This window comes from Pseudomonas yangonensis (assembly GCF_009932725.1).
In the GTDB taxonomy this organism is placed as follows: domain Bacteria; phylum Pseudomonadota; class Gammaproteobacteria; order Pseudomonadales; family Pseudomonadaceae; genus Aquipseudomonas; species Aquipseudomonas yangonensis.
In genome coordinates this window covers 55,648-80,548 of sequence record NZ_BLJU01000019.1, presented here as the reverse complement: position 1 = coordinate 80,548, position 24,901 = coordinate 55,648, and the positions used below count along the sequence as shown (strand labels likewise).

29 protein-coding genes and 1 tRNA gene are annotated in these 24,901 nt (G+C 58.7%); 22 read left to right on the top strand and 8 right to left on the bottom strand.

All coding sequences use genetic code 11. The features are described 5' to 3' along the window. Positions 1–86: 86 nt before the first annotated feature. The 3 genes from GYB81_RS18585 to GYB81_RS18575 all read left to right on the top strand — a co-directional run bounded on the left by GYB81_RS18585 (position 87) and on the right by GYB81_RS18575 (position 3,517). Positions 87–1,412 carry an ATP-binding protein gene (locus GYB81_RS18585; protein WP_115299388.1) on the top strand — a complete coding sequence of 442 codons (1,326 nt, stop codon included), beginning with the start codon at positions 87–89 and terminating at the stop codon, positions 1,410–1,412. Further along, a complete protein-coding gene (locus GYB81_RS18580; protein ID WP_306342655.1) occupies positions 1,412–2,365 on the top strand; it encodes an O-methyltransferase in 954 nt (317 codons plus the stop codon). Before GYB81_RS18585 ends, GYB81_RS18580 begins: the two co-directional genes overlap by 1 nt. A 66-nt stretch (positions 2,366–2,431) precedes the next feature. Continuing rightward, positions 2,432–3,517, top strand: a complete 1,086-nt coding sequence (locus GYB81_RS18575; protein WP_115299390.1) for a DNA cytosine methyltransferase — start codon at positions 2,432–2,434, stop codon at positions 3,515–3,517. Positions 3,518–3,610: 93 nt separating this feature from the next. Here the strand turns inward: GYB81_RS18575 and GYB81_RS25285 are convergent, their stop codons facing one another. After that, complete coding sequence (locus tag GYB81_RS25285; protein WP_115299391.1) at positions 3,611–3,880, bottom strand: DNA-binding protein; 270 nt, start codon at positions 3,878–3,880, stop codon at positions 3,611–3,613. Between the two features lie 130 nt (positions 3,881–4,010). Here GYB81_RS25285 and GYB81_RS18570 point away from each other — a divergent pair, with 130 nt between their 5' ends. The 13 genes from GYB81_RS18570 to GYB81_RS18510 all read left to right on the top strand — a co-directional run bounded on the left by GYB81_RS18570 (position 4,011) and on the right by GYB81_RS18510 (position 12,342). Then, a complete protein-coding gene (locus GYB81_RS18570) occupies positions 4,011–4,283 on the top strand; it encodes a helix-turn-helix domain-containing protein (RefSeq protein ID WP_080558732.1) in 273 nt (90 codons plus the stop codon). Between the two features lie 14 nt (positions 4,284–4,297). Next, the gene (locus tag GYB81_RS18565; RefSeq protein ID WP_161865064.1) at positions 4,298–4,588 is read left to right on the top strand and encodes a DUF5447 family protein; all 291 of its coding nucleotides are present in this window, start codon (positions 4,298–4,300) and stop codon (positions 4,586–4,588) included. Positions 4,589–4,592: 4 nt separating this feature from the next. Further along, positions 4,593–4,910 (top strand): hypothetical protein, encoded by a 318-nt coding sequence (locus tag GYB81_RS24510; RefSeq protein WP_178101778.1) that lies wholly within the window; start codon positions 4,593–4,595, stop codon positions 4,908–4,910. 252 nt (positions 4,911–5,162) lie between these two features. Continuing rightward, a complete protein-coding gene (locus GYB81_RS18555) occupies positions 5,163–5,549 on the top strand; it encodes a hypothetical protein (protein WP_161865063.1) in 387 nt (128 codons plus the stop codon). Positions 5,550–5,564: 15 nt separating this feature from the next. Further along, positions 5,565–5,744, top strand: a complete 180-nt coding sequence (locus tag GYB81_RS18550; protein WP_161865062.1) for a hypothetical protein — start codon at positions 5,565–5,567, stop codon at positions 5,742–5,744. Positions 5,745–5,753: 9 nt separating this feature from the next. Then, positions 5,754–5,957: a hypothetical protein gene (locus tag GYB81_RS18545; protein ID WP_161865061.1), complete on the top strand. Its 204-nt coding sequence runs from the start codon at positions 5,754–5,756 to the stop codon at positions 5,955–5,957. 11 nt (positions 5,958–5,968) lie between these two features. Further along, entirely contained in the window at positions 5,969–6,175 is a 207-nt protein-coding gene (locus GYB81_RS18540; protein ID WP_072422969.1) for a major capsid protein, read from the top strand. A gap of 136 nt (positions 6,176–6,311) precedes the next feature. Further along, complete coding sequence (locus GYB81_RS18535; RefSeq protein ID WP_161865060.1) at positions 6,312–7,973, top strand: virulence factor TspB C-terminal domain-related protein; 1,662 nt, start codon at positions 6,312–6,314, stop codon at positions 7,971–7,973. A 1-nt stretch (position 7,974) separates the two neighbouring features. Next, positions 7,975–8,295 carry a DUF2523 domain-containing protein gene (locus tag GYB81_RS18530; RefSeq protein WP_161865059.1) on the top strand — a complete coding sequence of 107 codons (321 nt, stop codon included), beginning with the start codon at positions 7,975–7,977 and terminating at the stop codon, positions 8,293–8,295. After that, positions 8,295–9,473, top strand: a complete 1,179-nt coding sequence (locus GYB81_RS18525; RefSeq protein WP_161865058.1) for a zonular occludens toxin domain-containing protein — start codon at positions 8,295–8,297, stop codon at positions 9,471–9,473. The genes GYB81_RS18530 and GYB81_RS18525 overlap by 1 nt, the downstream gene beginning before the upstream one ends. Positions 9,474–9,630: 157 nt before the next feature. Continuing rightward, positions 9,631–10,914 (top strand): phage replication initiation factor, encoded by a 1,284-nt coding sequence (locus GYB81_RS18520; protein WP_161865057.1) that lies wholly within the window; start codon positions 9,631–9,633, stop codon positions 10,912–10,914. Next, positions 10,911–11,903, top strand: coding sequence for a phage integrase (locus GYB81_RS18515; protein WP_161865056.1), 993 nt, complete (start codon positions 10,911–10,913; stop codon positions 11,901–11,903). Before GYB81_RS18520 ends, GYB81_RS18515 begins: the two co-directional genes overlap by 4 nt. Further along, positions 11,893–12,342 carry a hypothetical protein gene (locus GYB81_RS18510; protein WP_161865055.1) on the top strand — a complete coding sequence of 150 codons (450 nt, stop codon included), beginning with the start codon at positions 11,893–11,895 and terminating at the stop codon, positions 12,340–12,342. The genes GYB81_RS18515 and GYB81_RS18510 overlap by 11 nt, the downstream gene beginning before the upstream one ends. A 75-nt stretch (positions 12,343–12,417) precedes the next feature. Here the strand turns inward: GYB81_RS18510 and GYB81_RS18505 are convergent. Beyond that, positions 12,418–12,494: transfer RNA gene (locus GYB81_RS18505), tRNA-Met, on the bottom strand. A gap of 241 nt (positions 12,495–12,735) precedes the next feature. Here GYB81_RS18505 and GYB81_RS24505 point away from each other — a divergent pair. Both GYB81_RS24505 and GYB81_RS18500 read left to right on the top strand, forming a co-directional pair. After that, positions 12,736–12,945 carry a hypothetical protein gene (locus tag GYB81_RS24505; RefSeq protein WP_178101766.1) on the top strand — a complete coding sequence of 70 codons (210 nt, stop codon included), beginning with the start codon at positions 12,736–12,738 and terminating at the stop codon, positions 12,943–12,945. A gap of 37 nt (positions 12,946–12,982) precedes the next feature. Then, positions 12,983–13,687, top strand: coding sequence for a hypothetical protein (locus GYB81_RS18500; RefSeq protein ID WP_438810721.1), 705 nt, complete (start codon positions 12,983–12,985; stop codon positions 13,685–13,687). A gap of 48 nt (positions 13,688–13,735) precedes the next feature. Here the strand turns inward: GYB81_RS18500 and GYB81_RS18495 are convergent, their stop codons facing one another. Both GYB81_RS18495 and GYB81_RS18490 read right to left on the bottom strand, forming a co-directional pair. Further along, a complete protein-coding gene (locus GYB81_RS18495; RefSeq protein WP_161865054.1) occupies positions 13,736–14,650 on the bottom strand; it encodes a DMT family transporter in 915 nt (304 codons plus the stop codon). Positions 14,651–14,856: 206 nt separating this feature from the next. Continuing rightward, on the bottom strand, positions 14,857–16,773 hold the full coding sequence (locus tag GYB81_RS18490) for a bifunctional metallophosphatase/5'-nucleotidase (RefSeq protein ID WP_161897915.1): 1,917 nt from the start codon (positions 16,771–16,773) through the stop codon (positions 14,857–14,859). Between the two features lie 173 nt (positions 16,774–16,946). Between GYB81_RS18490 and GYB81_RS24500 the strand changes: the two genes are divergently transcribed. Further along, the gene (locus GYB81_RS24500; protein WP_178101776.1) at positions 16,947–17,111 is read left to right on the top strand and encodes a hypothetical protein; all 165 of its coding nucleotides are present in this window, start codon (positions 16,947–16,949) and stop codon (positions 17,109–17,111) included. A 33-nt stretch (positions 17,112–17,144) separates the two neighbouring features. On the opposite strand, the gene moaE is transcribed toward GYB81_RS24500, so the two are convergent. The 4 genes from moaE to GYB81_RS18470 form a co-directional block, all read right to left on the bottom strand. After that, positions 17,145–17,600: a molybdopterin synthase catalytic subunit MoaE gene (gene moaE, locus GYB81_RS18485; RefSeq protein ID WP_161865052.1), complete on the bottom strand. Its 456-nt coding sequence runs from the start codon at positions 17,598–17,600 to the stop codon at positions 17,145–17,147. Positions 17,601–17,686: 86 nt separating this feature from the next. Then, on the bottom strand, positions 17,687–17,929 hold the full coding sequence (locus tag GYB81_RS18480) for a MoaD/ThiS family protein (RefSeq protein ID WP_003459467.1): 243 nt from the start codon (positions 17,927–17,929) through the stop codon (positions 17,687–17,689). Further along, the gene (moaC, locus tag GYB81_RS18475) at positions 17,926–18,402 is read right to left on the bottom strand and encodes a cyclic pyranopterin monophosphate synthase MoaC (protein WP_013714224.1); all 477 of its coding nucleotides are present in this window, start codon (positions 18,400–18,402) and stop codon (positions 17,926–17,928) included. Before moaC ends, GYB81_RS18480 begins: the two co-directional genes overlap by 4 nt. A 236-nt stretch (positions 18,403–18,638) precedes the next feature. After that, positions 18,639–20,030: a PhoH family protein gene (locus GYB81_RS18470; RefSeq protein ID WP_161865051.1), complete on the bottom strand. Its 1,392-nt coding sequence runs from the start codon at positions 20,028–20,030 to the stop codon at positions 18,639–18,641. A gap of 509 nt (positions 20,031–20,539) precedes the next feature. On the opposite strand from GYB81_RS18470, the gene yaaA reads away from it, so the two are divergent. The 3 genes from yaaA (at position 20,540) to GYB81_RS18455 (ending at position 24,877) form a co-directional block, all read left to right on the top strand. Then, positions 20,540–21,319 (top strand): peroxide stress protein YaaA, encoded by a 780-nt coding sequence (yaaA, locus tag GYB81_RS18465; RefSeq protein ID WP_161865050.1) that lies wholly within the window; start codon positions 20,540–20,542, stop codon positions 21,317–21,319. 717 nt (positions 21,320–22,036) lie between these two features. After that, positions 22,037–23,347, top strand: coding sequence for a GDP-mannose 6-dehydrogenase (algD, locus tag GYB81_RS18460; RefSeq protein ID WP_161865049.1), 1,311 nt, complete (start codon positions 22,037–22,039; stop codon positions 23,345–23,347). Positions 23,348–23,395: 48 nt separating this feature from the next. Continuing rightward, the gene (locus GYB81_RS18455; RefSeq protein WP_161865048.1) at positions 23,396–24,877 is read left to right on the top strand and encodes a glycosyltransferase family 2 protein; all 1,482 of its coding nucleotides are present in this window, start codon (positions 23,396–23,398) and stop codon (positions 24,875–24,877) included. Positions 24,878–24,901 lie beyond the last annotated feature (24 nt).

Genomic DNA, 24,901 nt, shown 5'->3' with positions numbered 1-24,901 from the left:
CTAGCTATAGATGCGGTGACTCACTGTAAGACTCTAATAAAACCTAGTTTTGCGATTAAATTTCGGATGAAAGCTTGGGGGCAAGGATGACACAGTGGACTGCTAAAGCTGATCCTACTAAAGAATTCTTCATCGACATGATCACAAGAGATATTGGTCTAGATGAATGTATTTTTGATCTGCTTGATAACAGCATAGATGGCGCTTATAGAAACCGCCATGATAATGGGCGCCTAGATGGCTTCCATGCCGAAATTAATGTTTATGCCGACTCTTTTACAATCCATGACAATTGCGGAGGCATGAAACTGTCTGACGCGACGGATTACGCATTCCATTTTGGTCGGCGAGCTGACGCGCCTAAAGACTCTGATCGCTCTATCGGTCTTTATGGTATCGGCATGAAGCGGGCAGTTTTCAAAATAGGTAAAAAGATCGTAATCCAAAGCTCAACCGAGAGCCATCCAGAAGAAGCATTTTCAACAACCATTGAAGTCGATGAATGGGCTGCAAGTAAAGAATGGGATTTCACTCTGGAGCAGCTTGCTCAACCAGATTTCATTGGAACCAAGATTGACATAACAGACCTCAAAGAAGGTGTAGGCTCCGAATTTGGAGACGAACTTTTCATTAAAGAACTTAGAACAAATATCGGCCGGTATTACTCCTTCTTCATAGAAGATGGATTTGAAATAAAAGTTAATGGCGTAACAGTCAAGCAACACATTTTCGGCGTACGCTCCAGCGAAGAAATTGAACCTTATGTAGACTCTTACGTTGACAAAGAAACAGGCGTAAATGTACGTATCGTATCCGGCCTTGCCGGAGTTCCTCCAGATGACGCTTCAGACCCAGATGTGGTTAGCCGAAATACAAGTAACTGGGGTTGGTTTGTAGTTTGTAATAACCGCGTTGTGCTCGCAGGAGACAAGACTGACAAAACAGTTTGGGGAGACGGAACATTTCCAAGCTGGCACCCTCAGTACAATGGATTTATGGGCATTGTATTTTTCGAGTCAGACAAGCCCGGCGAACTGCCATGGACGACCACTAAGCGCCAAATAGATGAAACCGTTCCAGTTTACCGTCGCGCCGTTGTTGGAATGCGAGACGCAACTCGAACTTATCTGAACTATACAAACACTAGAAAGGCATCTTTAGAGCAAGCAAAATCAGTCGAAGGCAAAGCTGATTACGTGTCCGTAAAAACAGCAACTCCGTCTACAGCCAAATCAATGAAGCTACCAATTTACGCTCCAAAGCCAAAAGTCAAAATGGCTAACATACTCTATGTAAAGCCTCTTGATCAGGTAGAGAAAGTAGCAGAAGCCTTAGGCAACCGATCACTTTCTTACAAAGATGTTGGCATAAAAACCTTTGAATATTTCTACGAAAATGAGGTCGGTGAATAATGGCCTCTTTCGAATCGGTAAACTACTTAATTCGCCCCAACAAAAGCGTAGAGCGAAAGCTCATTTTTGACACACTATCCCATTTAAAAAAGACCTTCGATATATCTAACTACACATATATCGGGATGGAATCAATGTGGTTCATCGACTTCGTTTTAGCTCACAGAAACATAGGTATCTCAAAACTAATCTCCTTTGAGCACCCAGATCACTCCAATAGAGCTAAATTCAACTGCCCATATAAAGCCATCGAAGTTCGCGGAGAAACTGTGTCCGATGGAATTAAAAGTCTTGACTGGCAGGAAAACTCAGTTGCTTGGCTGGATTATGACACTGGCCCCGAAGGCCCTGTTCTGGATGACGTAGGCTATCTCGCTCAGCGTATGTCTGCTGGTTCATTTTTGCTAGTCACTCTCAACGCTCACGTTGGTAGGCTTCCAGATAAAGATAGCCAAGATAATCCTCTCACTAGACATCAAGCTCTCGCTGAACTCATGGGTGAATTTGCACCTGATGAAAGTGAGTTTCCTAACTTAAACCTTAAACAATACCCCTTAGCTCTAGCCAAAGCTTTAACTTTATGCATAGAGCGAGAAACTCGCCGATCAGCCAGAGGTGTTGAATTTCATCCATTTATGAATTTCAAATACAGTGATAACGCCCCAATGATCACTATAGGTGGAATTTTTTTAGACGCACAAACCAAAGAAAAATTTCTAGCAAACGAACACATCCAAAATAGCAACTATTTAAACAAGCCACTTTTCGAAATAAATATTCCACACCTAACACAAAAGGAACGCGCAATACTGGACAGCCTACTTCCTGACCAAGAAGGAATAAGCGAGGCTAAGTTTGAAGAAATTTGCGGCTTTAAAATTGCTCAAAAAAGCCTTAATGGGTATGCCGACTTTTATAAGCTCTACCCTGTCTTTGGCGAAGTTCTTCTTTAACGCTCCGATCGACACACAGCCACGCCCCATGTATAATAGCCCCCAGAACAGACCTCGGGCATCAAAATGAAATTGCTTGACTTATTTAGCGGCTGCGGCGGACTAACACTGGGCTCAAAGAAGGCCGGCTTTCAAACCGCACTCGCAGTTGACATTGACCCTATCCTATCTAGCTCTTTTGGCATTAACTTTCCTGGCATCCGCTTTTTAAGGGCTGACGTTAGCCTACTTAATTACGAGACGTTATCCAATCTTATTCCTGACGGCGTAGATGGTGTTATTGGCGGTCCTCCTTGCCAGGGTTTTAGTGGCATTGGGAAAGGGGACGTTTCTGACCCTAGAAGAGAGCTTTTAAAAGAGTTCTTTAGAGTTGTAAACTTGGTTAACCCTAAGTTCTTTGTAATGGAAAATGTCCCTGGACTTATCTTCCCCAACAACAGACCCGTCCTTGATCAAGCCCTTTCTATTCTCGACTCTGAATGGAAGATACTTGGCCCCATTGTTCTGGATGCGTCAGACTATGGTGCCCCTACTAAGCGTCGCAGAGTATTTGTGTTTGGCTTCAACACTTCCAAGACGACCCCTCTTTCTCTTGAAGACATAGTTTCTGGAACCTACCCACGCACTACAGTTCGCGACGCTATTCACGACTTAAAAGGTGCATATCAGGGCAAAGACGGGCTGTGGCGATATAAGCGAAAGGCTATTTCTCCTTACTCATTCAAGATGAGATCAGCCTCAGGCAAGTTTTCTGGGCATCAATTGACAAAGCACAAACGTGAAGTCGAATTACGCTTTGCTAGTGTCCCTCAAGGAGGCGTTGATCCTGTAGGAAAACATAAAAGGCTTGAGTGGTCTGGCTTTTGCCCAACGCTTAGAGCTGGCACTGGGTCTGACAAAGGTTCCTTTCAGTCTGTACGCCCCCTTCACCCCGATGACAATAGAGTCATCACGCCACGCGAAGGGGCACGTTTGCAGGGTTTCCCTGATGACTTTGTTTTTCATGAGACGGTTTGGCACAGCTTTAGGATGATTGGAAATAGTGTTTCCCCAATCATTGCAGAGGCTTTGCTAAAGAACATTGCTAACGGCTTAGAGAAATATGCCGCTAGAACAGCACGCGCAACAACTGAAGCTTGCGCTCTTGCTTAAAGATTAGTGGCTGCCTCCACAGCAGCCCTAAACTGCCTTAACTCTTAGGCCTTCCACGGGCGTACCAGCGCCTAGCTACTTCCTGTGTGATCGCTATCCCGCGTTTGGACTGGCCAAGTTTCGATTCGCCTCGTCATAGTCGGGGCTGGTTTGGCCGCACTCTGGTGCAATCTGGCCGCTAGCCAGCCACAAGGCGTACTCGGGGTGAATCTTCACAATCGAGCTAATGTCGTCCTCATTGGCCCGTCTCCCACCCTTCCTCAGCGCATACCACTTCTCTCGATCGATGCCACTGAGCTCTTCCAGCTTTTTGGCTGTGAGCTTCTTATATTCCCAAATAGCGACGATTCGCTCTCTGATCATTTTAAATTCATCTAAATAATTGGCATATATTGCTAGTCAATATGAGCCTTACCCCTATAATTGGCATCAGGTAACTGGCAAATAATGCCAATGCCAAGCGATTTCACTTGTCGAGTATAGGGCAAAAGCTATGGAACAGTCTGGTGTAGTGGGGCTTTCGATTTCGGGAGACGCCCAACGCGTAACGGATTTCCGCGACGCACCGTTCTGCACGAAATACGTGCTGGCTCAGCTCCTGGGCATGGAGCAAATCACCGAAGACGTGGTGCGCGGCTGGATCGAAAGCCACACCGTCCCGACCGTGAAAATCGGCCGTCACCGCGTCATCAACCTGCACCGCATCCGCCGCGACCTCGACCGAGGCAAAACCATCTTCTGCGCGGGGGATTACAGCGATGACTAAGCAGGCATCCGCCCATGAACCTCTCCCGCTACCTGCATCAGCCGCACCCCGAGGGCTGCGACTGCTCTGTGTGCTGGTCCCGACGCGAGACGGGTCAACCCGCCCCCTGCCCGTCCACACCCTGCACCGAGTGCCGCCCCGTGTCGGTCCTAAAGGTCGGTGGACGCTGGAAGCTGACGCCTGCCTTCATCTGCGCGAAACACACCCCAAGCAACCGACCGCCCAGGTATTGGCACGTTGTGCACGACACCGGCAAACCAACGCCCTTCGTGCCCCTGCGCGAACCGTTCGAACTGGTGGGGTGATCGCATGACCGTTTCCTTCCGCACTGGCCGCTATCTGGTCGCCCTGCTCTGGTCGTGGTCCCTGCCCTTCCTGATCGGCGCATCACTCGGCGGCCTCTACATCAGTCATGCGCATATAGAGATTCTGGAAGCGAACGATGACCTGTTCCTTCGTTCATTCGAAGCCGTCATCGACCAATGCAAAACCGCCCCCAGCGATCCGGCCAACGCCGCCGATGCTGAACAGGTCAAGGGCCGCGCTCCCGGCTCGTCGGATCACGCTTCACCGATCCGGCGAACGGAAGCACGGGCGGAGCGAACCCTTGAACACCCACCACCCTGAATAGCCTCCGCTCGAGAGTGTGGGGCAGCTCCACCGCCCCGCGCTCCCGAGCCCTCGGCGGCAAGAGTGGGATGACAAGGGCAAAGCCCTTGGTGTTGAACCCAGCCCGCTGCACCAGCGGCGCTAACTGAAAACCTCGGCAAGTCGAGAACCCCACCCGGGCAAAAACGAGAAGTTTGCCCGCGTGGACCCGCTCGGCCTGCTGAAAGGCAAACCCGCGCAATACCGCGCAACTACGCGAGGAAACACAACATGGCACGCACCACTATGGAACTGGCATTCATCAGCGCTGAGCGCGTGAAGTTCGACAATGTCGACCTGATCAAACTCTATTTCGGCGATGAACCCGACGGCGAAAAGGACCTGGGCGTTTCCCTGCTCTCGATGCAGGTATCCGAAGACGTCCGCGAAGAAGTATGGGGTGCCTGCAAAGGCCTCGACGTACTCGAAACCGTCCGCGTAACCGTGGAAATCGAACGCGGCTCCAAGAACGCCGGCAAGTTCATCGTCCTGCACGTCGAGTCGGCCAAGGCTGCCCGTGGCACTGGCGCTGCTGACACTGCCACCGAGGCCCGCAAGCTCGCCGCCCAACAACAAGCCAAGCCGACCGGCACCCAGCCGGACCCGGCCAAGGCCTGACGGGAGGGCGCCGCCGTGCTGATCGTTGATCGCGTGCTGTGCGACTGCTGCGGGCAGCCCATGGGCCAGCTCTACCAGCAGCCGGCACCGCAAGCCGACCTGCTGCCCGATCTGAACAAGGCGCCCGCCCTCGTGATTTGCCCCGACTGCATCGCCATGGCTGAGGTCGTCCGCGACCCCAGCCAGGCCGAGTAAGGGGGCGCCATGAATTTCATTGTGTGCGAAGGCGTATGGGAGAGCGCAGGCCAGACCCCGGTTTGTGTCGGCACCCTCTCCACCGTCGCGCTCAGTGAAATCAGCCCATCCGGGCTAACTGCCGAAGACCACGCAGAAATCCGCGAACACGCCCTGGTGCTGTTCGCCATCGTCTTCGGCGCTCTCGTGCTGAAAAAGGCACTCAACCTGTAGGAGACACACCCATGCAAAACCTGAAAGTCCTGCGCCGTTCCCTCGGTGCTACCGCCGCTGTTGGCCTGCTGGCCGTACAGCAAGCCCATGCAGCCCTGCCGACCGGTGTGACCGATGCCCTGGATACCGCCCAGGTTGACGGCACCACCCTGGCCGGCCTCGTCCTCGCGGTGATCATCGCCATCGCCGCCTTCAAATACATCCGCCGCGCACTGTAAGGCCGGCTGTTCCAAAACCAGCCCGGTAATTCGTTATCGGGCTTTTTCACATAAGGGCTATTTATGGACGCCAACATGCTGACCACCATCATCATCGTCATGGCGTTCTGGGCTCTGTTCTTTGGGCGGATTTGAGATGCGCCAGGGTCGCTCGTTTTTTGCGCTGTTTTTGCTGGCTTTTATGTCAGGCTCTTACTCTGAGCTAATCCACGCCGAGGATTACTACTGGCGAGTTTCTGCGCAGGGGCAGATTTTTACCTCCGCGTCTCCGCGCGGTGCATGTGACCAGTATATTTCTTTTCTTGATGTCTATTCCCCTAAATGGAAACACTCCGTTAAGCAAATGGAGCAACTTTCCGTCTTACGATTTCGCTGCGTATTTGAGTACAGTGGTAGGCAGGGCACAGATGTTGCTGGGGTTTATGGTTCCGACTCTGTTCATGTCGACCGTGGCGGTGATTCCTGTCCCGCTGGTACTGAATACAACACTCAAACAGGTGAATGCATTGCGCCTCAACCGCAATGCCCTGGTGACTCAGTCCTCCAGCCAGACGGCTCCTGTGCCCTGGAGTGCGAAGCTCCTCAAGTCCCCAACCACGTCACCATGCGCTGCGAGGCGCCTCCGCTGTGCCCGGCGGGGCAGTACTGGGATTTCGAAACCGAGTCCTGCAAGTGGCCTGAGGATGACCAGTGCCCCACTGGTAGCAACTGGTCGCCGTCTCTCAAGGACTGCGTCTGCGACGGTGACGGTGTGCTTTCCAACGCTCAGGGCTTTCGCATCTGCATGCCGCCTGCTCCGGATGAATGCACCCCGGACAGCCCTGACTTCAAGGGCTACTACAACGGCTATCGCCCTTTCTGCTCCGGTGAGGCGCGCTGCCCGCCCGGTACCACCTATGGCGTCGTTGGTAAGGGTGACCACCTAGAGCACGTCTGCGTACCCAATCAACCACCAGAGGACCCGGAATGCCCGGGCGGCTCCATCGGCAACATGGGTGGTGAGCGCGTCTGCGTCCCGAAATTCAATCAGCAAGACCCTGACTGCCCTACCGGCTTTTCCGGCACGGTGAACGGCGAGAAGGTTTGCCAGCCCGATCCAGATGCCCCACCACAGGACAGCGACTGCAAGCCAGGTGAAACACCCGGCTACGTCGGCAAGGGCAGTGAGCTGAAAAAGGTCTGTGTGCCTGAAGGATACGGCCCACCCACCTGCAAGGCTGGCACCTATCCCGTCAATAACGGCAACGATGGCTTTGCCTGCGTACCGGTATCAGGCGGAGCTGGTCCAGGCGGTACCGATGACGGCACCAAGCCCAAACCCAAGCCCGGTGATGGCAATGGTGATGGCAGTACCGGCGGTGGCGGTGGTGGTGGTAAGCCCGGCGAAGAGGGCGAAACCAAGCCATCGACTGTTGGCGGTGAATCCTGCGCAACCGAACTGCGCTGCGAAGGCGACGCCATCCAATGCGCGATCCTGCGCAAGCAAAAGGATCAGGTCTGCCAGTGGAAATTCGACAGCGAAGTACAGAGCCAAGTCGAAGCCAGTGTGAGCGGCCCAGGCTACCAATTGGACGAAAAGCAGGTCGGTGTCAGCTCCCTCTTCACTGAGGCGCTGAGCCAAGGCCGTTGGCTGCCCAGCAACTGCCCTGCTGCTCGCAGCATCAACATCATGGGCCGCTCTTACAGCTTCGAATGGCAGCCCCTCTGCCACTTTGCCGAATCCATAGGCCCGTTGATCGTCGCGCTGGCCTCGATCTTCTTCGCCGTTTTCATTGGTCGCGGAATCAAAGGAGGCTGATATGCCCTTACTGTTCCCCCTGCTCGCCACGTTCCTTGGCTCCATCGTCGCCGGCTTGGCCTTTCGCGTGCTCGCCTCGCTGGGTTTTGCCTACGTCGCCTATGTCGGCATCGGCCAACTGATCGACACGGTAAAGGACTACGTGCGGGGGCTGTTCAATGCGGTCCCGCATGAAGTCGCCGCCATACTCGGGCTGGCCAAGTTCGATGTAGCCATCAACATCATCATCGCTGCCGTCATCGCCCGCCTGCTGCTGGCCGGTATGGATCGCGTCACTGGCACCATCACCGGCCTCGCCCTGCTGAACAAGGCAGGTGGCTGATGTTCGTCCTGCGCACGGGTCTGCAGGGCAACGGCAAGACCTTAAACACCATCAAGGAAGTAGACGCCAAAGCCGCGAAAGAAGGCCGCCCGGTTTACTACCACAACATCCGCGGCTTCGATCCCAATGCCGAAGTGCTCGAAGCGGTTTGGCAAGAATTCGATGATCCGCAGAAATGGCACGAGCTACCGCAGAACGCCATGATCGTCATCGACGAAGCGCAGACCTTCTTCCGCGTCCGCCCTGCTGGCTCTGCCGTCCCCGCCTACGCCAGCGCCCTGGAAACCATGCGCCACCGGGGCCATGAACTGCACTGCATCACCCAGAACCCCGGCCTGATCGACACCCACTTCCGCAAGCTCTGCAACTCGCATATCCACTACGTGCGGGGCCACAAGGGCAAGGTCATCAAGCGCTGGGAGTTCGAGCGCGTCAACATGGACGTCGAGAAGAAAAACGACTTCAGCGACGGCCAGGCCACCCGCGTTCTGCTCGATAAGAAGTACTTCGGCGTTTATCAATCCGTTGCCGAAGGCTCCGAACATCACATGAAGTTTCAGCCGCCCCGGGCGCTGTTCGTGTTAATCGGCTGCGTGCTTGCCATCGGCTACTTCGGCTATGGGCTTTATGAACGGCGCATTGCACCTGCTCAGGCTGCACCTGAGCCAGTTTCGCAACAGACGGCTACCACACCGGCCCAGCAATACAACGGCGTGCCCCAAGGCCAGGGCGCAGCAGCGCCACTCAGCGAGGCTGAATACCTCGCCCTGCGTGTGCCACGTGTGCCGGATGTACCCAGCTCTGCGCCGATCTACGACGAAATCACCCGGCCAGTCACCTACCCCAAGCTTTCCTGCGTGTACTCGGCCGATCCCTACTTCGTCGACCGCAACCGCGACCGCCTTGTCGTCGGCTACATCAAGGGCCGCGTCCATGGTTGTCGCTGCAACACACAGCAAGGCACCCGTGCCGTGGTGTCCTTTGAATCCTGCATGGCCTACGTCAATGAAGGAGCCTTCGACCCGGCCAAGCCTGACCGGCTACCCGCCCCGCCCGATGGCCAGATGCTCCCAGGGCAACCGCCTGTCCTTTACGGCGACCCAACGCAGCCTCAACAGCCCTCCACCGGGACGCGGGTAACCGTCGTACCGCACCAGAAAGGCCGCTATCTGTGGTGATCCGCGCACGCCAAAGGCAACGCCACGCCATGCGCGGCGGTGTAGTTGCGTGCGAGGCACGAGCGCGCGTGTGCGCCGCCGCGCGGGCGCTGACGTCCCTGTAGCACGTCAGATAAACCAATTTTAGTAACCACGTTACACCAGAGAGATACAGAGAATGAGCGCACCGAAGGACTACTACCGCATTGATATTGAGACCGGGAAAGAGAACCCGAAAAGTCGTCTGTTCTGTGATCCTCGAGCGGGTGGTTTCGTGGATCTTTCCAACGTTCGAATCCTGGCCTGTAGCGTCGATACCGTCCGCCAGTTGTATCGCGGCCTGATCCGCCCGGAAATCATGTGCCTGTTCGACAAACCGGGCAAAGTTGTCGATTTCGCTGGCCAGCGTTGGCACTCCGGGCGTGTCAGCAAGGATTCCGGCTACCAGTACAAGCTCCAGAATGCCGACCTGGGCATCATCCTGTTGGTGAAGAACTTCAACGCCAAAATCGAGAACATCGGGCCACACCTGAAAATCGAAGTGTCACCCCATGCCATCGACCAGTTCTGCCCCGAGCGCCTGCAGGAACGCCTGGACTACTACGCCAGCCACGTGCTGACCAACATCGAGCGTAACCAATGCGCCGTCCACCTCGCGCTGGACCTGCAAGGCTGGCAACCGCCCGCTGATCTGGTCGCCCGTATGCACTGCCGCGCACGCTCTGCCCGCGATATCTCCGGCATCAAGGAAATCCAGTGGACCCTGGAGTCTGCGACCTACGGCAAAGGTCAGTCCTACCTGTTCGGCTCTGCAGGTGGCGTCCAACTGGCGATCTACAACAAAACCGAACAAGCCCGAGCTATCGACAAGCTCGATTACTGCGAAGGTGTCTGGAAACGTCGCGATAGCTTCGATGAAGGCGACCCGGACAACTACGACCCCGAGCAAGACGTATGGCGTGTCGAGCTTCGTTACCACCACTCAGTCATCCAGCAGTTCGCCTCCGGCTCGTTCGATCTGCAGAGCGGCCAGACCATCGAAACCAACAGCTACGCTGCCTTCGCTCCGCACCTAGACGGCCTGTGGCGCTATGGCCTGCGCCAATTCAAGCTGCTGGCTCGCCCTGGCTACTTCGAACCGATCTGGACGCTGATCCGTGACGATGTGCGCGTGGATCTGCCGGTGGATTCCCTGGTGGACGAAACCGAGTACAAGCGCCAATACAAGACCTCGCGGGGCTTCTCCGGCAAGAACGTCGAGCTGTTCCTGGGAAACTTCGTCAGCCTGCTGGCACGGGAGCGAGTGGGCGCTAGGCGAGCATTTCACCGGCTCAAGGATTGGGAGTGCTGGCCGGTGATCCGCGACCACTATGCCGCCAAGGGCATGGATGAAGACGGCCTGTATAAGCACATCAAGGGCATCCTAGAAGAACGCCATGTTCGCTGGGGGCGTGCTGTATGACGGCCAGGAAAGACGGCAATACCTGGACCGCTGACTTCTACGAAAACGGCCGCTCGGGTCGTCGCATTCGCAAGAAGGGTTTCAAGACCAAAGCCGCAGCCCAACGCTATGAGTCGGAGTTCTTCGCCAGCCTGACCAGAACCGGCCGACCGCTCGATGATCGCCTGTCGGATCTGGTGACGCTCTGGCATGACCTGCACGGCTGCTCGCTAAAGGACGCCAAGTATCGTTTGGCGCGGACATTGGCGACCGTCGAACGCCTAGGCGATCCACTGGCCTCCAACTTCGATGCCCTCGCCTGGGCACGCTATCGCCAGTCCCGCCTCAAGGATGTCAGCCCGCACACTGTCAATCACGAACAGCGTTACCTGTCGGCAGTTTTCTCCGAACTGATCCGCCTGGGTGCCTGGGTCGGCAATAACCCGTTGGCCAAGGTTCGCCAGATCAAGACCGACCAAACCGAGCTGACGTTTCTGACCCTGCAACAGGTCGAACAACTGCTGGAAGAGTGCAAGCGCTCCACCAACAACCACACCTACCCTGTCGCACTGATCTGCTTGGCCACAGGTGCCCGATGGGACGAAGCGGAATCCCTGCCACGCGGTGCGCTGTTCGGTGGTAAGGCGCACTTTCACCGGACCAAAAACCGCCAGTCCCGGTCGGTGCCGATCCCCAAAGAGGTCGAAGAGATTGCATTAAAGGTGGGGATGCCTGGGAATGGTCGGCTGTTCATGCCCTGCCGGTCGGCATTCCGATCTGCGTACCAGCGTTGCGGCTTCCACACACCTGGCCAGATGACCCATATCCTCCGGCATACCTTCGCCAGCCATTACATGATGGGCGGTGGTGACATCCTGGGCCTACAACGCATCCTCGGGCACTCCACCATCACGATGACCATGCGATATGCACACCTTTCGCCGGACCATCTGGAGTCGGCGCTTAGGCTCTCCCCTCTCACACAGTCAGGCCATCTCAATGCGAACTAACCGCCTTAATCTGCTACTGTTTGGGCTTATTTCGGCATTGGCAGGGATGTTAATAGTGCTCAGCGCAATAGGCTTCACTCCCTTCGACTACTACCTACTATTGGCCTGCACATTCGGCTCTGTAGCTGGCAGCTTCGCTCAAGCAATTGCAGCCACTATTCATCCTGATGGCCCGCCCAACAAAGAAGGCATCCTAGTACTAGCCTCTCCTGAGTTACGTGAGATGAGAGGGATGTGGCTGACACTCCGCCTAATTCTCGGCGCAATTCTTGGTTTTGTATTCGGGCTTTACTTTGTCGGGACCCTTCACCAAACCGGAGCTGTATTTGCCAAGATTTGGGGCCTTTCATTCATTGTTGGGTATGCAGCACCCAAAATTTGGCAGGCTCAAGAGGCGGCTCTACTAGCTCGCTTGCGAGAGGACTCCGCTGATAAGTAGTCGTGGTGTAGTCACTTCGTAGTCACTACCCCAGAAACGACAAAGGGCTAGCCGAAGCTAACCCTTTGAAAAATATGGTGGCTACACCGGGACTTGAACCTGGGACATCAGCATTATGAATGCTGCGCTCTAACCGACTGAGCTATGTAGCCAACGGCGCGCATTGTCCGCGTCTCGCCCACTGCTGTCAACCCCAGATCAACGATAAATTTACGTTTTATCAAGCGGTTAGGCTTCGCCGCTGGCGGCGCGCCCAATCACTCGTTTCCGAGCCTGCGGTTCACCACTCAATTGCTCGGACGGTGCTTGCGGGGCTGTCGGACGATCCCGGAAAATCCACCTGCAGCAGGCTGCAGCACCGCCGCGCGCTGGCCCACGAACCAGGAGAACACCTTGAGAGCGAGAGACGACTTCGACGATCTGCGGGCGGAGCGTGATATGCCGACGCATTACCGCAACGAACCCAACCGCTTCGCCGGGCTGTGGAAGCAGATCGCGATAGGCATCGTTGTCGGCTACAGCGTGCTGGGCATCATTAGCGCCATAGCCTGGACGCTTATCGCGCAGGTCGCGCTTAGCAGCCTGTCGATCACCCTGCCGTAACGGTCACATCGCTGCATCACTGGAGGTGCCGACGGTGGTGTTGGCACTTGCCATCCCCTGCCCACCTCTTCATCCTGCCCCACTTGTTGACCAAACGAGCCCTGTCATGACGCCCATCCAGAATATCGGCCTGGCGCTATTCGTTGTGCTTTCCATCGGCATCGCCATCGGCCATAAGACCGACTGCGGCGACGGCCGTGTGGTGGAAACCTATCTGGCCAGGGGCTGGCCTCGCAGTTGCTCGGGCATGATCTTTGCCAGCAACCCTGAACCAACCTTCATTAAGGAAGATGTGATGAAAAAGCTCGCCTTGCTTGTCGGCTGCAGCCTATTGAGCGCCTGCGCCAACCTGGGTTCGCAGCCACCAGTGCCGGTTACCTCGCCGGTGGTGCAGGCGTTTCGCGATATCTGTCTGCGGACGGCGCCGAGCTTTGCCGAGGCGCATCGCGTGGCGCGGGAGTATGGCATCACCGAAATGACCGATATGGGCTTTGCCGTCATTGGCTTCAACGCTGACAAGAGCCTGAGCATGCAGGTGAAGGTCAGCCACGAATGCGTGGTGACCAGCGAGACGCAGCAGGACGACACGCTGACCCGTCAGTTGCTGACGGCCGCAGCGGTCAGCGCCGGCACCACGGTGCCGCGCAAGGTACCGGTGAAGATGATGATCGCCGGGCAGTCTTTCATCCTGATGCACGATCGTAAGGGCGGTGAGGCCTTGGTGATGATGAAGCCGGAGTAAGCACACTCTCCCCGGCCCCTCTCCCGCAAGCGGGAGAGGGGAGTTTATTCAGGCGCTTTTGCCCGGCCGCGTGGCCAGCAGCAGACCACCGAAGATCATCGCGGCGCCCAGCCAGTGGTAGAGCTGCAGGCTCTCGTTCAACAGCACCCAGCCCAGCAACGCGGTGAATACCGGCATCACGTAGTTGGTCAGCGCCGCCTTGGCCGCACCGATCACACGGATGCCGTGGTTCCAGGCCAGGTAGGCCACCAGCGAGGCGAACACCGCCGTGTAGACGATGGCCGAGAGGTTGGCGGCATTGAGCGTCAGGTGTGTGCCCTGGCTCAGTTCATAGAGGTAGAAAGGCAGGATCAGCGGCACGCCGAGCAGAATGAACACACCCAGCAAGGCAAGCGGCGGAATCGGCTGCAGGTACGCCGACCAGCGCCGCAGCAACAGCGAGTAAAGCGCCCAGTCGACCACGGCCAGCAGCATGATCAGGTCGCCCTGGTTGAACGACAGGCTGGCCAGGCGGCTCCATTGTCCCTGGCTGATCAGCACCGCCAAGCCCGCCACGGCTACCAGCATGCCCCACCAGGCACGGCGCGCCGGCCACTCGTTGAGCAACAGCCCGGCACCGATGAAGGTCACCAGAGGCAGGCAGGTGTTGACCAGCGAAATGTTGATCGCCGCCGTGGTCTGCGCGGCGCTGTAGAGCAGCGAGTTGTAGCCGGCGATGCCCAGGCCGCCAAGCACTAGCAGGCGCCAGCCGGCATTGCCCACGGCCACGCGATGACGCCATAGCGGCATGGCGACGAAAGGCAGCAACAGCGCCAGGGCCAGGCACCAGCGCCAGAACGACAGGGTGAACGGCGCGATTTCTCCGGCGAAGGCGCGCGCCACCAGGGCATTGCCAGACCAGCAGAGATTGGCCAGCAACAGGCCGAACAGCGCCAGCGGGCGCGAGTGTTGGAGTGCGTTCATAAGGCGATTGCCGCGCCAGTTTTATCCGAACGGGAACGGCCCGGTTGAGCACGGTCAGCGAGCGGGCGGTGCTGAGCGATCATTGCATAGCTTCCGAATCAGGCGGCTTTGCACCATACGGAGGCAGGCCAGGCTTGGCAAGATCGCAGCGGATGAGCAAAAGGCACATGGCGTGCCGGAGTCGGCACGCAGCGCGCCCCAGGCACTCAATACCGTCGCCGCAGCGGGCGGCTCAGCAGCCAGAGGATCAGCAGCCCGCAAGCCAGGATCACCGCACTGGTGCCCCACTGCAGCGGCCCGGCGAGGCGGAACATCTCGACCGGATGCAGGCTGGGCGCGCGAATCATGCGCGCTTCGGCAGCGATGCCGGTGGTGGGAATATCGGCCAGGCCGTCGCCATCGAGATCCGGCAGACTGCGGATATGGTCGAGCAGCGCCTGCCATTCCTTGAGTTCCTGCACACCTTCGGTATCCGGGTCCTGGTCGACGATGGCGTCTTCGATACGCGGCAGGGGCTTGCCCTCGGCGTCCTTGGGGATCACATCGAGCAGGCCCTTGGTCAGGTCCGGCACCAGCCAGGTGAAGCTGCCGACGTAGCTGGTGGCGCCGATGCTGTAGAGGCGCGTGTCGTTCAGATCCAGGTCGCGGTAACCCCTGACCGGGTCTCCAATCTCGATGCGGCTGACGCGGTCGAACGGCACGCGCCAGGGGTTGTAGGTAAAGCGCACGCCAGAGACCCGCGGGTAATAGCTCTGGCTATCGCGCAGCTGGTAGGCGAGCAGCAGCACCTCCAGCAGCGACTTGATTTCACGGGCGCTGACGTAGGCCTTGATCATCGGGTAGCCGGGTTCGTCGTCGAAATGGCCGATGCCCAGCGGCGCGATGCGGAACAGGTCGGAGACATCCTGCACACCGTTGCGGCCCCTGAGCAGATCATCACGGATGGTGCCGTTGCCGGTGAAGGCCAGGTCCGCGTCCACCGCATGACGCAGGGCATCGGTCACCAGGTTGGCCAGGCTCTGGTCGCTGAAGTCGCGGCCCAGGCTCTGGTCGACCTTGGCCAGCGGCTGGTCGAAACGATAGCCCTTGGGCGCCAGCATGCGCTCGCTGACCACCTGCTTGAAGTCTTCGACCTTGGCGGTGATGGTCGCATCGCCGGCCATGCTGTCATTGACCGCATGCAGGCGGTAGTCGCGCACTCGTGGCACGCCGTCGTCACCGAGGGTCATGCGCAGCTCGCCGAGGTACTGGATTTCCGAACCGGCCTGCACCACCGGAGTATGCCCATTGACCAATACCGGCTGCGGCAGCGCCACATGCGAGTGGCCGCCGACGACGATATCGATGCCCGGCACCTGCTCGACCAGCTCCACTTCCTCGCCGCGCCAGCTACCATCGTCCTGTTGGGTGACGCCCATGTGCGAAAGCAGGATGACCACCTCGGCGCCCTCCTCACGCAGCTTGGCCACGGTTTCCTTCGCGGTGGCCACCGGGTCGGCGAAGGTCACCGGTTTGATCATCGGGCTGACCGCCACGGCGTCGTTGCCGAGCAGACCGAACAGGCCGAAGCGGATGCCACCACGCTCGATCAGCTTGTATGGCAGGATGCGCCCGGCCTCGGCATGCGCCTCGAGGCTGTCGTCGGCCTTGCTCGCCGTGTCGAAGCGCATGTTGCTCGACAGCAGCGGCACCAGCGTATCGCCCTTGGCCTTGTGCGCGGAGCTGATCATCGCGGCGAGGCCTGCTGGACGGAAGTCGAACTCATGGTTACCGATCACCGCGGCGTCGTAGCCCAGCTCGGTCATCAGGCGCAGTTCGCTGCCCATCTCGCGGGCGATGGTGTGAAACAGCGTGCCCATGGTGAAGTCGCCGCCATCGAGCAACAGCAGGGGCTCGTCACCGGCTGCTGCGCGGCGCTCGCTCAACAAGGTGGCCAGGCGCGCCACGCCGCCAACCGTGCCGTCATCGTCGACCGTTGCCGGGCTGTATTCGTTGTTGGGGCCGAAACCGAGCAGGCGCGACTGCCAGTCATTGCTGTGCAGGATGGTGAAACCGCGCTCGGCAGCGGCCAGCGGCGCGGCAGCCAGCAGACCGACGAGCAGAAGGGAGGGAAACAGGCGCATGGACGATCCTTGACGATGACTGCGCACAGTATGGAGCAGGCCATGACGCCAGACAGCGACCGATCGAGACGCATTTTGTCGCCAATCGAGTCAGCCAATCATTGCCTCAGATCAGCGCTGAAACGAGACGCAGGGACTAGGCTGTAAACAGGACGGCGAAGCGGAGAAGAGCAATGGACCACTATCACCTGATGCTGGTACTGCTGATCGGCGGCTTTCTGATGCTGGGAGTCGGCTTCAATTTTCGCGAACACGAATGGGGCGTGCGGGTGCTGGGCCTGGGCGTGCTGCTGATGCTGGTGCCAATTGCGCTGCGGGTGCATCTGGCGCTGGCGTAGGGCGCGCCGTAGGCATCGACCTGGTAGATGTCCCTACGGTTTCTGCCAGCGCTCGGCCGCGCTCCGGTCGCTGCAGCGGCCGTCGACCCAGCGCGGACCTTCGCTGGTGTCTTCCTTCTTCCAGAACGGCGCGCGGGTCTTCAGATAATCCATGACGAAGTTGCAGGCGTCGAACGCCGCCTGCCGATGGGCACTGCTGGTGCCGACGAAGACGATGGGCTCGCCCGGCTCCAGCCGACCGACGCGGTGGATGATCTCGATACCCAGCAGCGGCCAGCGCTCGCGTGCCTCATCGGCGATCTTGGCCAGGGCCTTTTCGGTCATGCCCGGGAAGTGTTCAAGGAACATGCCGCCGACTTCGCGCCCATCATTGAAATCGCGCACGTAGCCAACGAAGGTGACCACCGCGCCAATGCCGAGATTGGCGGCATGCAGGGCATTGAGCTCGGTGCCGGGATCGAAGGGTTGGGTTTGGACGCGGATGGTCATGCGATGTGTCCGTTCGGTAGGGCTTTGGAGCGGTGGGAGGGGCTTCAGCCGCGACAACGAGCGCGGAGCAGCGGCCAACAGCAGCATCAGCCGCCGGTGACTGTGGGGAAGAAGGCCACTTCATCGCCTTCGGCCAGCGGCTCGTCGAGGCTGCACAGCTCCTGGTTGCGTGCGCACATCAGGTTCTGCTCGCCCAGCACTTCCCACTCGCCGCCGCGAGCCACCAGGTGCAGGCGCAGGTCGTCGAGGGTGGCGAAGTCGCCGCTGAGTTGTTCGTCGTCACGGCCCAGGGCTTCACGGTAGCGGGCGAAATACTGCACGCGGATCATGCTTGTTCCTCCAGCTTGTAGTGACCGCTCTTGCCGCCGAGCTTTTCCAGCAGGCGCACCTGCTCGATGACCATGCCGCGATCCACGGCCTTGCACATGTCATAGATGGTCAGCGCGGCGACGCTGGCGGCAGTCAGTGCCTCCATCTCGACACCGGTTTGCCCGGACAGTTTGCAACGTGCGGTGATATGCACTGTGTCATCGCCCTCGGCGCTCAGCTCGACCTTCACCCCGGTGAGCATCAGCGGGTGGCACAGGGGGATCAAATCGCTGGTTTTCTTCGCCGCCTGGATGCCGGCGATGCGCGCCACGGCGAACACATCGCCCTTGGGATGCTCACCGGCAACGATCATCTGCAGGGTAGCGGGCAGCATGCGCACACGCGCTTCGGCGGTGGCTTCGCGGAAGGTGGTCGCCTTGTCGGTGACGTCGACCATGTGCGCGCGGCCTTGGGAATCGAGGTGGGTCAGCACGGGAAAGCTCCTGGCGGGAATCGACCGATTGTAAACCTGCAGGTCAGGAATTCGTAGCCCGGATGCAGCCCCGGGCACGTCATCCAGATTGCATCCGGGCTAGGCAACTGTAGGAGCGGATTTATCCGCGATCATCGCGGCTGAAGCCGCTCCCACAGCGCCTGTGGCGATTCGTTAATACAGACTAAAACGCCCCTGCTCTAGCGAGCAGGGGCGCGGGTTTACCGACCGGAAGGCTACATATGGCTTTCGGCGTATTCCGCCAGGATCGAGCGCGGTACGCCTTGCAGGGTGATATGAACGCCGTGGGGGAAGTCCTTGAAACGTTCGGTGAGGTAGGTCAGGCCCGAGCTGGGCGCGGACAGATAGGGCGTATCGATCTGCGCCAGGTTGCCCAGGCACACCACCTTCGAGCCGCTGCCGGCACGGGTGATGATGGTTTTCATCTGGTGCGGGGTGAGGTTCTGGCATTCGTCGATGAGGATCAGGCTCTGCTGGAAGCTGCGCCCGCGGATGTAGTTGAGGGATTTGAACTGCAGCGGCACCTTCTGCAGGATGTAGTCGACGCTGCCGTGGGTGCTCTCGTCCTCCATATGCAGCGCTTCGAGGTTGTCGGTAATCGCGCCGAGCCAGGGCTCCATCTTCTCCGCCTCGGTGCCGGGCAGAAAGCCGATCTCCTGATCCAGCCCCTGCACGCTGCGGGTGGCGATGATGCGCCGGTAGCGCTTGCTGACCATGGTCTGCTCGATAGCCGCGGCCAGCGCCAGGATGGTCTTGCCGGAGCCAGCGGCACCGGAAAGGTTGACCAGGTGGATGTCCGGATCGAGCAGCGCGAACAACGCCAGCGCCTGGTGGATGTCGCGCGGTTTCAGGCCCCAGGCTTCCTGGTGCAGCAGCGGCTCCTGGTGCATGTCGAGAATCACCAGCTCATCGCCCTTGATTGCCTTGATCCAGCCGACGAATCCCTGCTCATCGAGGATGAACTCGTTGATGTGCACAGCCGGCAGGTTGTCGGTGAGCTGCACGCGGTGCCAGGTGCGGCCGTGATCCTGACGGGTGTCGACCTTGCTCACACGGTCCCAGAACGAGCCGGGCATGTCGTGGTAGCCCTTCGACAGCAGCGAGACGTCATCGACCAGCTGGTCGGTGTGGTAGTCCTCGGCGTCGATACCGCAGGCGCGCGCCTTCAGGCGCATGTTGATGTCCTTGGTCACCAGCACCACGGAAAGGCCGGGGTTGCGGGTTTTCAGCTCCACCAGCTGGTTGATGATCTTGTTGTCGTTGAGGGTTTCCGGCAGCCAGGTAACCGGCGCGGCGCTCTTGCTCATAAGAATGGAAAGTCGCCCACAGGGACCGCTCTTGCCACGCTGGATAGGTACGCCATATTCGACGTCTTCGGGTTCGGCGCCAGCGAGAATCTGATCGATCAGGCGGATGGCCTGGCGACATTCGGCGGCGACGCCATGCTTGCCGGACTTCAGTTTGTCGAGTTCCTCCAACACCGTCATCGGAATGGCGACGTGGTGTTCTTCGAAGTTGAGCAAGGCGTTGGGATCGTGAATCAGAACATTGGTGTCGAGGGCGTAGAGGGTTGGAGCGGTGGGCTTGGAGCGTCCGTGGTCATCCATACTCGGTCACCTTCTTGTAGTAGCCAGGCGACGCAATACCAGGGCGGTGCTGCGCCGGACAGAGACCGCCGATTTTTCAGATCGGGGCCGAAAGGTGGCAAGCAAGGTGAGGGCCAATGGCCGCCACCTGTCTGCAGGTTTCGGCGGTCTTGCTTTTTTATTACTCCAATTCACATGACAGAAAAACGTTTTTTTCTCGGCATGCAGGTTTATTTGCAGACTCGACAGATAACGCTTGGCGTACCGCCAACCGACCGTTAAAGTCAGAAGTCCCACCCGCTTCATCCCGCTTCGCTTACCCGCCCTCACTTGCAGCACGTCGCGCCAATCAGGTGCAGCGCCTTTCGCTTAGCCATGAATTTTCTGCCTGCCCAGGGGCGGTCGGCTCATTCGCGAGCAGAGCTCGCGCCTACCACAGCAGCGATCAGCCCTTCTCAATCGCCGCGATAGGTGGTCTTGCCGATCCCTGCCCTCTAGAATCGCCGTCACGCTTTCTGGAGACCTTGCACATGCTGATGGTGATTTCACCGGCCAAGACCCTCGATTACGAAACCCCGCCCGCCACCCCGCGCTTCACTCAACCCGAACACCTCGACCACGCCCAGGAGCTGATCGAGCAGTTGCGCGAGTTCAGCCCGGCGCAGATCGCCGAACTGATGGGCCTGTCCGACAAACTCGCCGGGCTCAACGCCGCGCGTTTCGGCAGCTGGGAACGGCCGTTCCACCCCTCCAACGCCAAACAGGCGCTGCTCGCATTCAAGGGTGACGTCTATACCGGGCTCAACGCCGAGGATTTTTCCGAAGACGACTTCGACTTTGCCCAGGCCCACCTGCGCATGCTTTCCGGCCTGTATGGCGTGCTGCGCCCGCTGGATCTGATGCAGGCCTATCGCCTGGAGATGGGCACCAAGCTGGCCAACGGCCGCGGCAAGGATCTTTACGCCTTCTGGGGCGAGCGCATCAGCGGCTGGCTCAACGAAGCGCTGGCCGCGCAGGGTGATGATGTGCTGCTCAACCTGGCCTCCAACGAATACTTCGGCGCGGTCAAGCGCAAGGCGCTGAACGCTCGCATCATCGACACCGAGTTCAAGGATCTGAAGAACGGTCAGTACAAGATCATCAGCTTCTATGCCAAGAAGGCCCGCGGCCTGATGGCCCGCTACGTAATCAAGGAACGCCTGACCAACCCCGACGGCCTGAAGGAATTCAACTATCAGGGCTACCGCTACTCGGCCGAGCACTCCAAGGCCGACAGCCTGGTTTTCCTGCGCGACCAGCCACAGGACTGATCGCCAAACCGATCAAACCCATGCACCGCTCATCGGCTGCTGCATGGGTTTGGCCGCTGCGCTGCGCACCATCCTCTCTTCCCTTTGCTTCCCTCGCCTGTCACCTCTCGGCCCCGAGCGCTACGCCTGGCAAAAATTCAGTCGCCGTTGCGTCTGATTCTCAAAAACCTGTTTGGCATCACAGTTTCAGCACGACTGCACTTTGCACAGAACTTATTGCGCTACTTAGTTATCGGATAGTTTCGCGTTAGTTAACTGGCAACGGTGCCATCATGCATTTTGCAACTTGCCACTATATTGCGATCAATTTAGCCGTTCAGCTCCAGTTCAGCTTCAGGACGAACGGTAGGAACTATCCGAAAGGGCAACTACTCATACAGCCCGTAACACATTTCAACACATAACTTTTCGTCAACTGAACCTGCCAGGCAGCGGATTGACTTTCGCCGGACAGCTTCACGCCGAGAAAAGTTCGTGTGGTTAAAAGGGAGATATAGCAACTCGCCAGAGCACTGATATAGACGCCTCGCTCGAGGCAGAAGCGACAACATCAAAGGGCCACCTTACATATAAAGGCCCGCACTTGGTGCCAACTCAGGCGCCGCTCTCTACTTATGCCTGAATGAACTTGCTCGCCATTTAAAAGCAAGTTCACGGACTAGTTTTGGCCAAAAAAGCCAGTATTTGAAACTGCATCGAACGGACGAGGTGAATACCATGCGAATCAGTATCTTCGGTTTGGGTTATGTAGGTGCCGTTTGTGCCGGCTGTTTGTCGGCACGGGGGCACGATGTGATTGGCGTGGACATTTCCGCGAACAAGATCGACCTGATCAACAACGGCAAATCGCCCATCGTCGAGCCGGGCCTGGAAGAACTGCTGCAACAGGGTCTGCGTCAGGGCCGCCTGCGTGGCACCACCGATGTCGCCGCTGCCGTTCTGGAGAGCGATGTATCGTTCATCTGCGTCGGCACGCCGAGCAAGAAGAACGGCGACCTGGAACTGAACTACATCGAAGGCGTATGCCGCGAGATCGGCATGGCCATGCGCGACAAGAACGAACGTCACACCGTGGTGGTGCGCAGCACCGTGCTGCCGGGCACTGCCAAGAACGTCGTGCTGCCGATTCTCGAAGACTGCTCGGGCAAGAAGGCCGGCGTCGATTTCGGCCTGGCGGTGAACCCCGAGTTCCTGCGTGAAAGCACCGCGATCAAGGACTACGACTTCCCGCCGATGACCGTCATCGGTGAGCTGGACAAGGCCTCCGGCGACCTGCTGGAAAGCATATACAGCGAGCTGGACGCGCCGATCATCCGCAAGGACATCGAAGTCGCCGAGATGATCAAGTACACCTGCAACGTCTGGCACGCGGCCAAAGTCACCTTCGCCAACGAGATCGGCAACATCGCCAAGGCGGTCGGCGTCGACGGTCGCGAGGTGATGGACGTGGTCTGCCAGGACCACAAGCTGAACCTGTCCAAGTACTACATGAAGCCCGGCTTCGCCTTCGGCGGCTCCTGCCTGCCCAAGGACGTGCGTGCGCTGAACTACCGCGCCAGCAGCCTGGACGTGGAAGCCCCGCTGATCGGCTCGCTGATGCGCAGCAACGCCGCCCAGGTGCAGAAGGCCTTCGACATCATCGCCAGTCATGATTCGCGCAAGGTCGCCCTGCTCGGCCTGAGCTTCAAGGCCGGCACCGATGATCTGCGTGAAAGCCCGCAGGTGGAGCTTGCCGAGATGCTGATCGGCAAAGGCTTCGACCTGAGCATCTACGACCGCAACGTCGAGTATGCCCGCGTCCACGGCGCCAACAAGGACTACATCGAGTCGAAGATCCCGCACGTCTCCTCGCTGCTCAACAGCGACCTGGACGATGTGGTGGCGAAGGCCGACATCATCGTCCTGGGCAACAGCGACGAGCGCTTCGCCCAACTGGCCAAGCAGGCACCGAGCGGCAAGCGCGTGATCGACCTGGTCGGCTTCATGCCCCACGCCAGCAACGGCGTGGCCGAAGGCATCTGCTGGTAAGGCCCAGTCGTACCCGCGCGCCCGGCGCGCGGGTACCGAGAGACGCATATGGACAAGCTCAAGAACGGCCTCAACCAAGCCAGCGGCTGGATGCTCTATCTCAGCCTGCTGATGCTCCTGGCACTGGCGCTGCCCCGCTCGGTGTTCGACCCCGAGTCGCGGCACTTCCTGCTGCTGATCGGCATCGTCGGCATCTGGCGTTATTCCATGGGCGCCATGCACTTCGTGCGCGGCTGCCTGTTCCTTTACCTGGTGTACCCCTGGTACCGCCGCAAGGTTACAAAACTCGGCAAGGACGCCGACCCCTCTCATGTGTTCCTGCTGGTCACCAGCTTCCGCATCGAGGCGCTGACCACCGCCATGGTCTACCGCTCGGTGATTCGCGAAGCCATCGACTGCGGCTACCCCTGCACCGTGGTGTGCTCGATCGTCGAGCTCTCCGACGAGCTGCTGATCAAGAACCTCTGGGCTCAGGCCGAACCGCCGGCGCACGTCACCCTGGACATCGTGCGCATTCCCGGCACCGGCAAGCGTGACGGCCTGGCCCACGGTTTCCGCGCCATCTCCCGGCAGATGCCGGACCGCGACGCGGTGGTGGCGGTGATCGATGGCGACACCGTGCTCGAGCCTGAAGTGGTACGTAAATGCGTGCCTTGGTTCAAGCTCTTCCCCAATGTCGGCGGGCTGACCACCAACGAGTTCTGCGAGGTACGCGGCAGCTACCTGATGAGCGAATGGCACAAGCTGCGCTTCGCCCAGCGCCACCTCAACATGTGCTCGATGGCCCTCTCCAAGCGCGTACTGACCATGACCGGGCGCATGTCGGTATTCCGTGCCAGCGTGGTGACCGATCCCGAGTTCATCCGCGACGTCGAAGCCGACCACCTCGAACACTGGCGCCTGGGTCGTTTCCAGTTCCTCACCGGTGACGACAAATCCAGCTGGTACAGCCTGATGCGCCTGGGCTACGACACCTTCTACGTGCCGGACGCCGCCATCAACACGGTCGAACATCCGCCGGAGAAGAGCTTCATCAAGGCCAGCCGCAAGCTGATGTTCCGCTGGTACGGCAACAACCTGCGGCAGAACTCGCGGGCGCTGCGTCTGGGATTGGGTCGCCTCGGCGCCTTCACCAGCCTGGTGCTGTTCGACCAGCGCGTATCGATGTGGACCTGCCTGCTGGGCCTGTGCGTGGCGATCATCGCCAGCCTCAAGTACAGCGTGATGTATCTGCTGATCTACCTGCTGTGGATCGGCACCACGCGGCTGATCCTGACGCTGCTGCTGATGCTCTCCGGCCACCGCATCGGCCCGGCCTACCCGGCGCTGCTCTATTACAACCAGATCGTCGGGGCCATGGTGAAGATCTATGTGTTCTTCCGCCTCGACCAACAGTCCTGGACGCGCCAGAACACCAAGCTCAACCGCGGCCTGTCCAGCTTCGCCAACTGGTTCAACAGCTGGTCGTCGCGTGCCATGACTTTCTCTGCTGCCTCCGTCTTCATCGCCGCGCTGCTGGCGCTGGTATGACCCTACTCGAATAGGAATTAGCCA

Excerpts from the sequence above, each read along its gene's own strand:
- GYB81_RS18585 (WP_115299388.1), top strand. The coding sequence starts at position 87 with ATGACACAGTGGACTGCTAAAGCTGATCCTACTAAAGAATTCTTCATC.
- GYB81_RS18580 (WP_306342655.1), top strand. The coding sequence starts at position 1,412 with ATGGCCTCTTTCGAATCGGTAAACTACTTAATTCGCCCCAACAAAAGC.
- GYB81_RS18575 (WP_115299390.1), top strand. The coding sequence starts at position 2,432 with ATGAAATTGCTTGACTTATTTAGCGGCTGCGGCGGACTAACACTGGGC.
- GYB81_RS25285 (WP_115299391.1), bottom strand. The coding sequence starts at position 3,880 with ATGATCAGAGAGCGAATCGTCGCTATTTGGGAATATAAGAAGCTCACA.
- GYB81_RS18570 (WP_080558732.1), top strand. The coding sequence starts at position 4,011 with ATGGAACAGTCTGGTGTAGTGGGGCTTTCGATTTCGGGAGACGCCCAA.
- GYB81_RS18565 (WP_161865064.1), top strand. The coding sequence starts at position 4,298 with ATGAACCTCTCCCGCTACCTGCATCAGCCGCACCCCGAGGGCTGCGAC.
- GYB81_RS24510 (WP_178101778.1), top strand. The coding sequence starts at position 4,593 with ATGACCGTTTCCTTCCGCACTGGCCGCTATCTGGTCGCCCTGCTCTGG.
- GYB81_RS18555 (WP_161865063.1), top strand. The coding sequence starts at position 5,163 with ATGGCACGCACCACTATGGAACTGGCATTCATCAGCGCTGAGCGCGTG.
- GYB81_RS18545 (WP_161865061.1), top strand. The coding sequence starts at position 5,754 with ATGAATTTCATTGTGTGCGAAGGCGTATGGGAGAGCGCAGGCCAGACC.
- GYB81_RS18540 (WP_072422969.1), top strand. The coding sequence starts at position 5,969 with ATGCAAAACCTGAAAGTCCTGCGCCGTTCCCTCGGTGCTACCGCCGCT.
- GYB81_RS18535 (WP_161865060.1), top strand. The coding sequence starts at position 6,312 with ATGCGCCAGGGTCGCTCGTTTTTTGCGCTGTTTTTGCTGGCTTTTATG.
- GYB81_RS18530 (WP_161865059.1), top strand. The coding sequence starts at position 7,975 with ATGCCCTTACTGTTCCCCCTGCTCGCCACGTTCCTTGGCTCCATCGTC.
- GYB81_RS18525 (WP_161865058.1), top strand. The coding sequence starts at position 8,295 with ATGTTCGTCCTGCGCACGGGTCTGCAGGGCAACGGCAAGACCTTAAAC.
- GYB81_RS18520 (WP_161865057.1), top strand. The coding sequence starts at position 9,631 with ATGAGCGCACCGAAGGACTACTACCGCATTGATATTGAGACCGGGAAA.
- GYB81_RS18515 (WP_161865056.1), top strand. The coding sequence starts at position 10,911 with ATGACGGCCAGGAAAGACGGCAATACCTGGACCGCTGACTTCTACGAA.
- GYB81_RS18510 (WP_161865055.1), top strand. The coding sequence starts at position 11,893 with ATGCGAACTAACCGCCTTAATCTGCTACTGTTTGGGCTTATTTCGGCA.
- GYB81_RS18495 (WP_161865054.1), bottom strand. The coding sequence starts at position 14,650 with ATGAACGCACTCCAACACTCGCGCCCGCTGGCGCTGTTCGGCCTGTTG.
- GYB81_RS18490 (WP_161897915.1), bottom strand. The coding sequence starts at position 16,773 with ATGCGCCTGTTTCCCTCCCTTCTGCTCGTCGGTCTGCTGGCTGCCGCG.
- GYB81_RS24500 (WP_178101776.1), top strand. The coding sequence starts at position 16,947 with ATGGACCACTATCACCTGATGCTGGTACTGCTGATCGGCGGCTTTCTG.
- moaE (WP_161865052.1), bottom strand. The coding sequence starts at position 17,600 with ATGACCATCCGCGTCCAAACCCAACCCTTCGATCCCGGCACCGAGCTC.
- GYB81_RS18480 (WP_003459467.1), bottom strand. The coding sequence starts at position 17,929 with ATGATCCGCGTGCAGTATTTCGCCCGCTACCGTGAAGCCCTGGGCCGT.
- GYB81_RS18470 (WP_161865051.1), bottom strand. The coding sequence starts at position 20,030 with ATGGATGACCACGGACGCTCCAAGCCCACCGCTCCAACCCTCTACGCC.
- yaaA (WP_161865050.1), top strand. The coding sequence starts at position 20,540 with ATGCTGATGGTGATTTCACCGGCCAAGACCCTCGATTACGAAACCCCG.
- algD (WP_161865049.1), top strand. The coding sequence starts at position 22,037 with ATGCGAATCAGTATCTTCGGTTTGGGTTATGTAGGTGCCGTTTGTGCC.
- GYB81_RS18455 (WP_161865048.1), top strand. The coding sequence starts at position 23,396 with ATGGACAAGCTCAAGAACGGCCTCAACCAAGCCAGCGGCTGGATGCTC.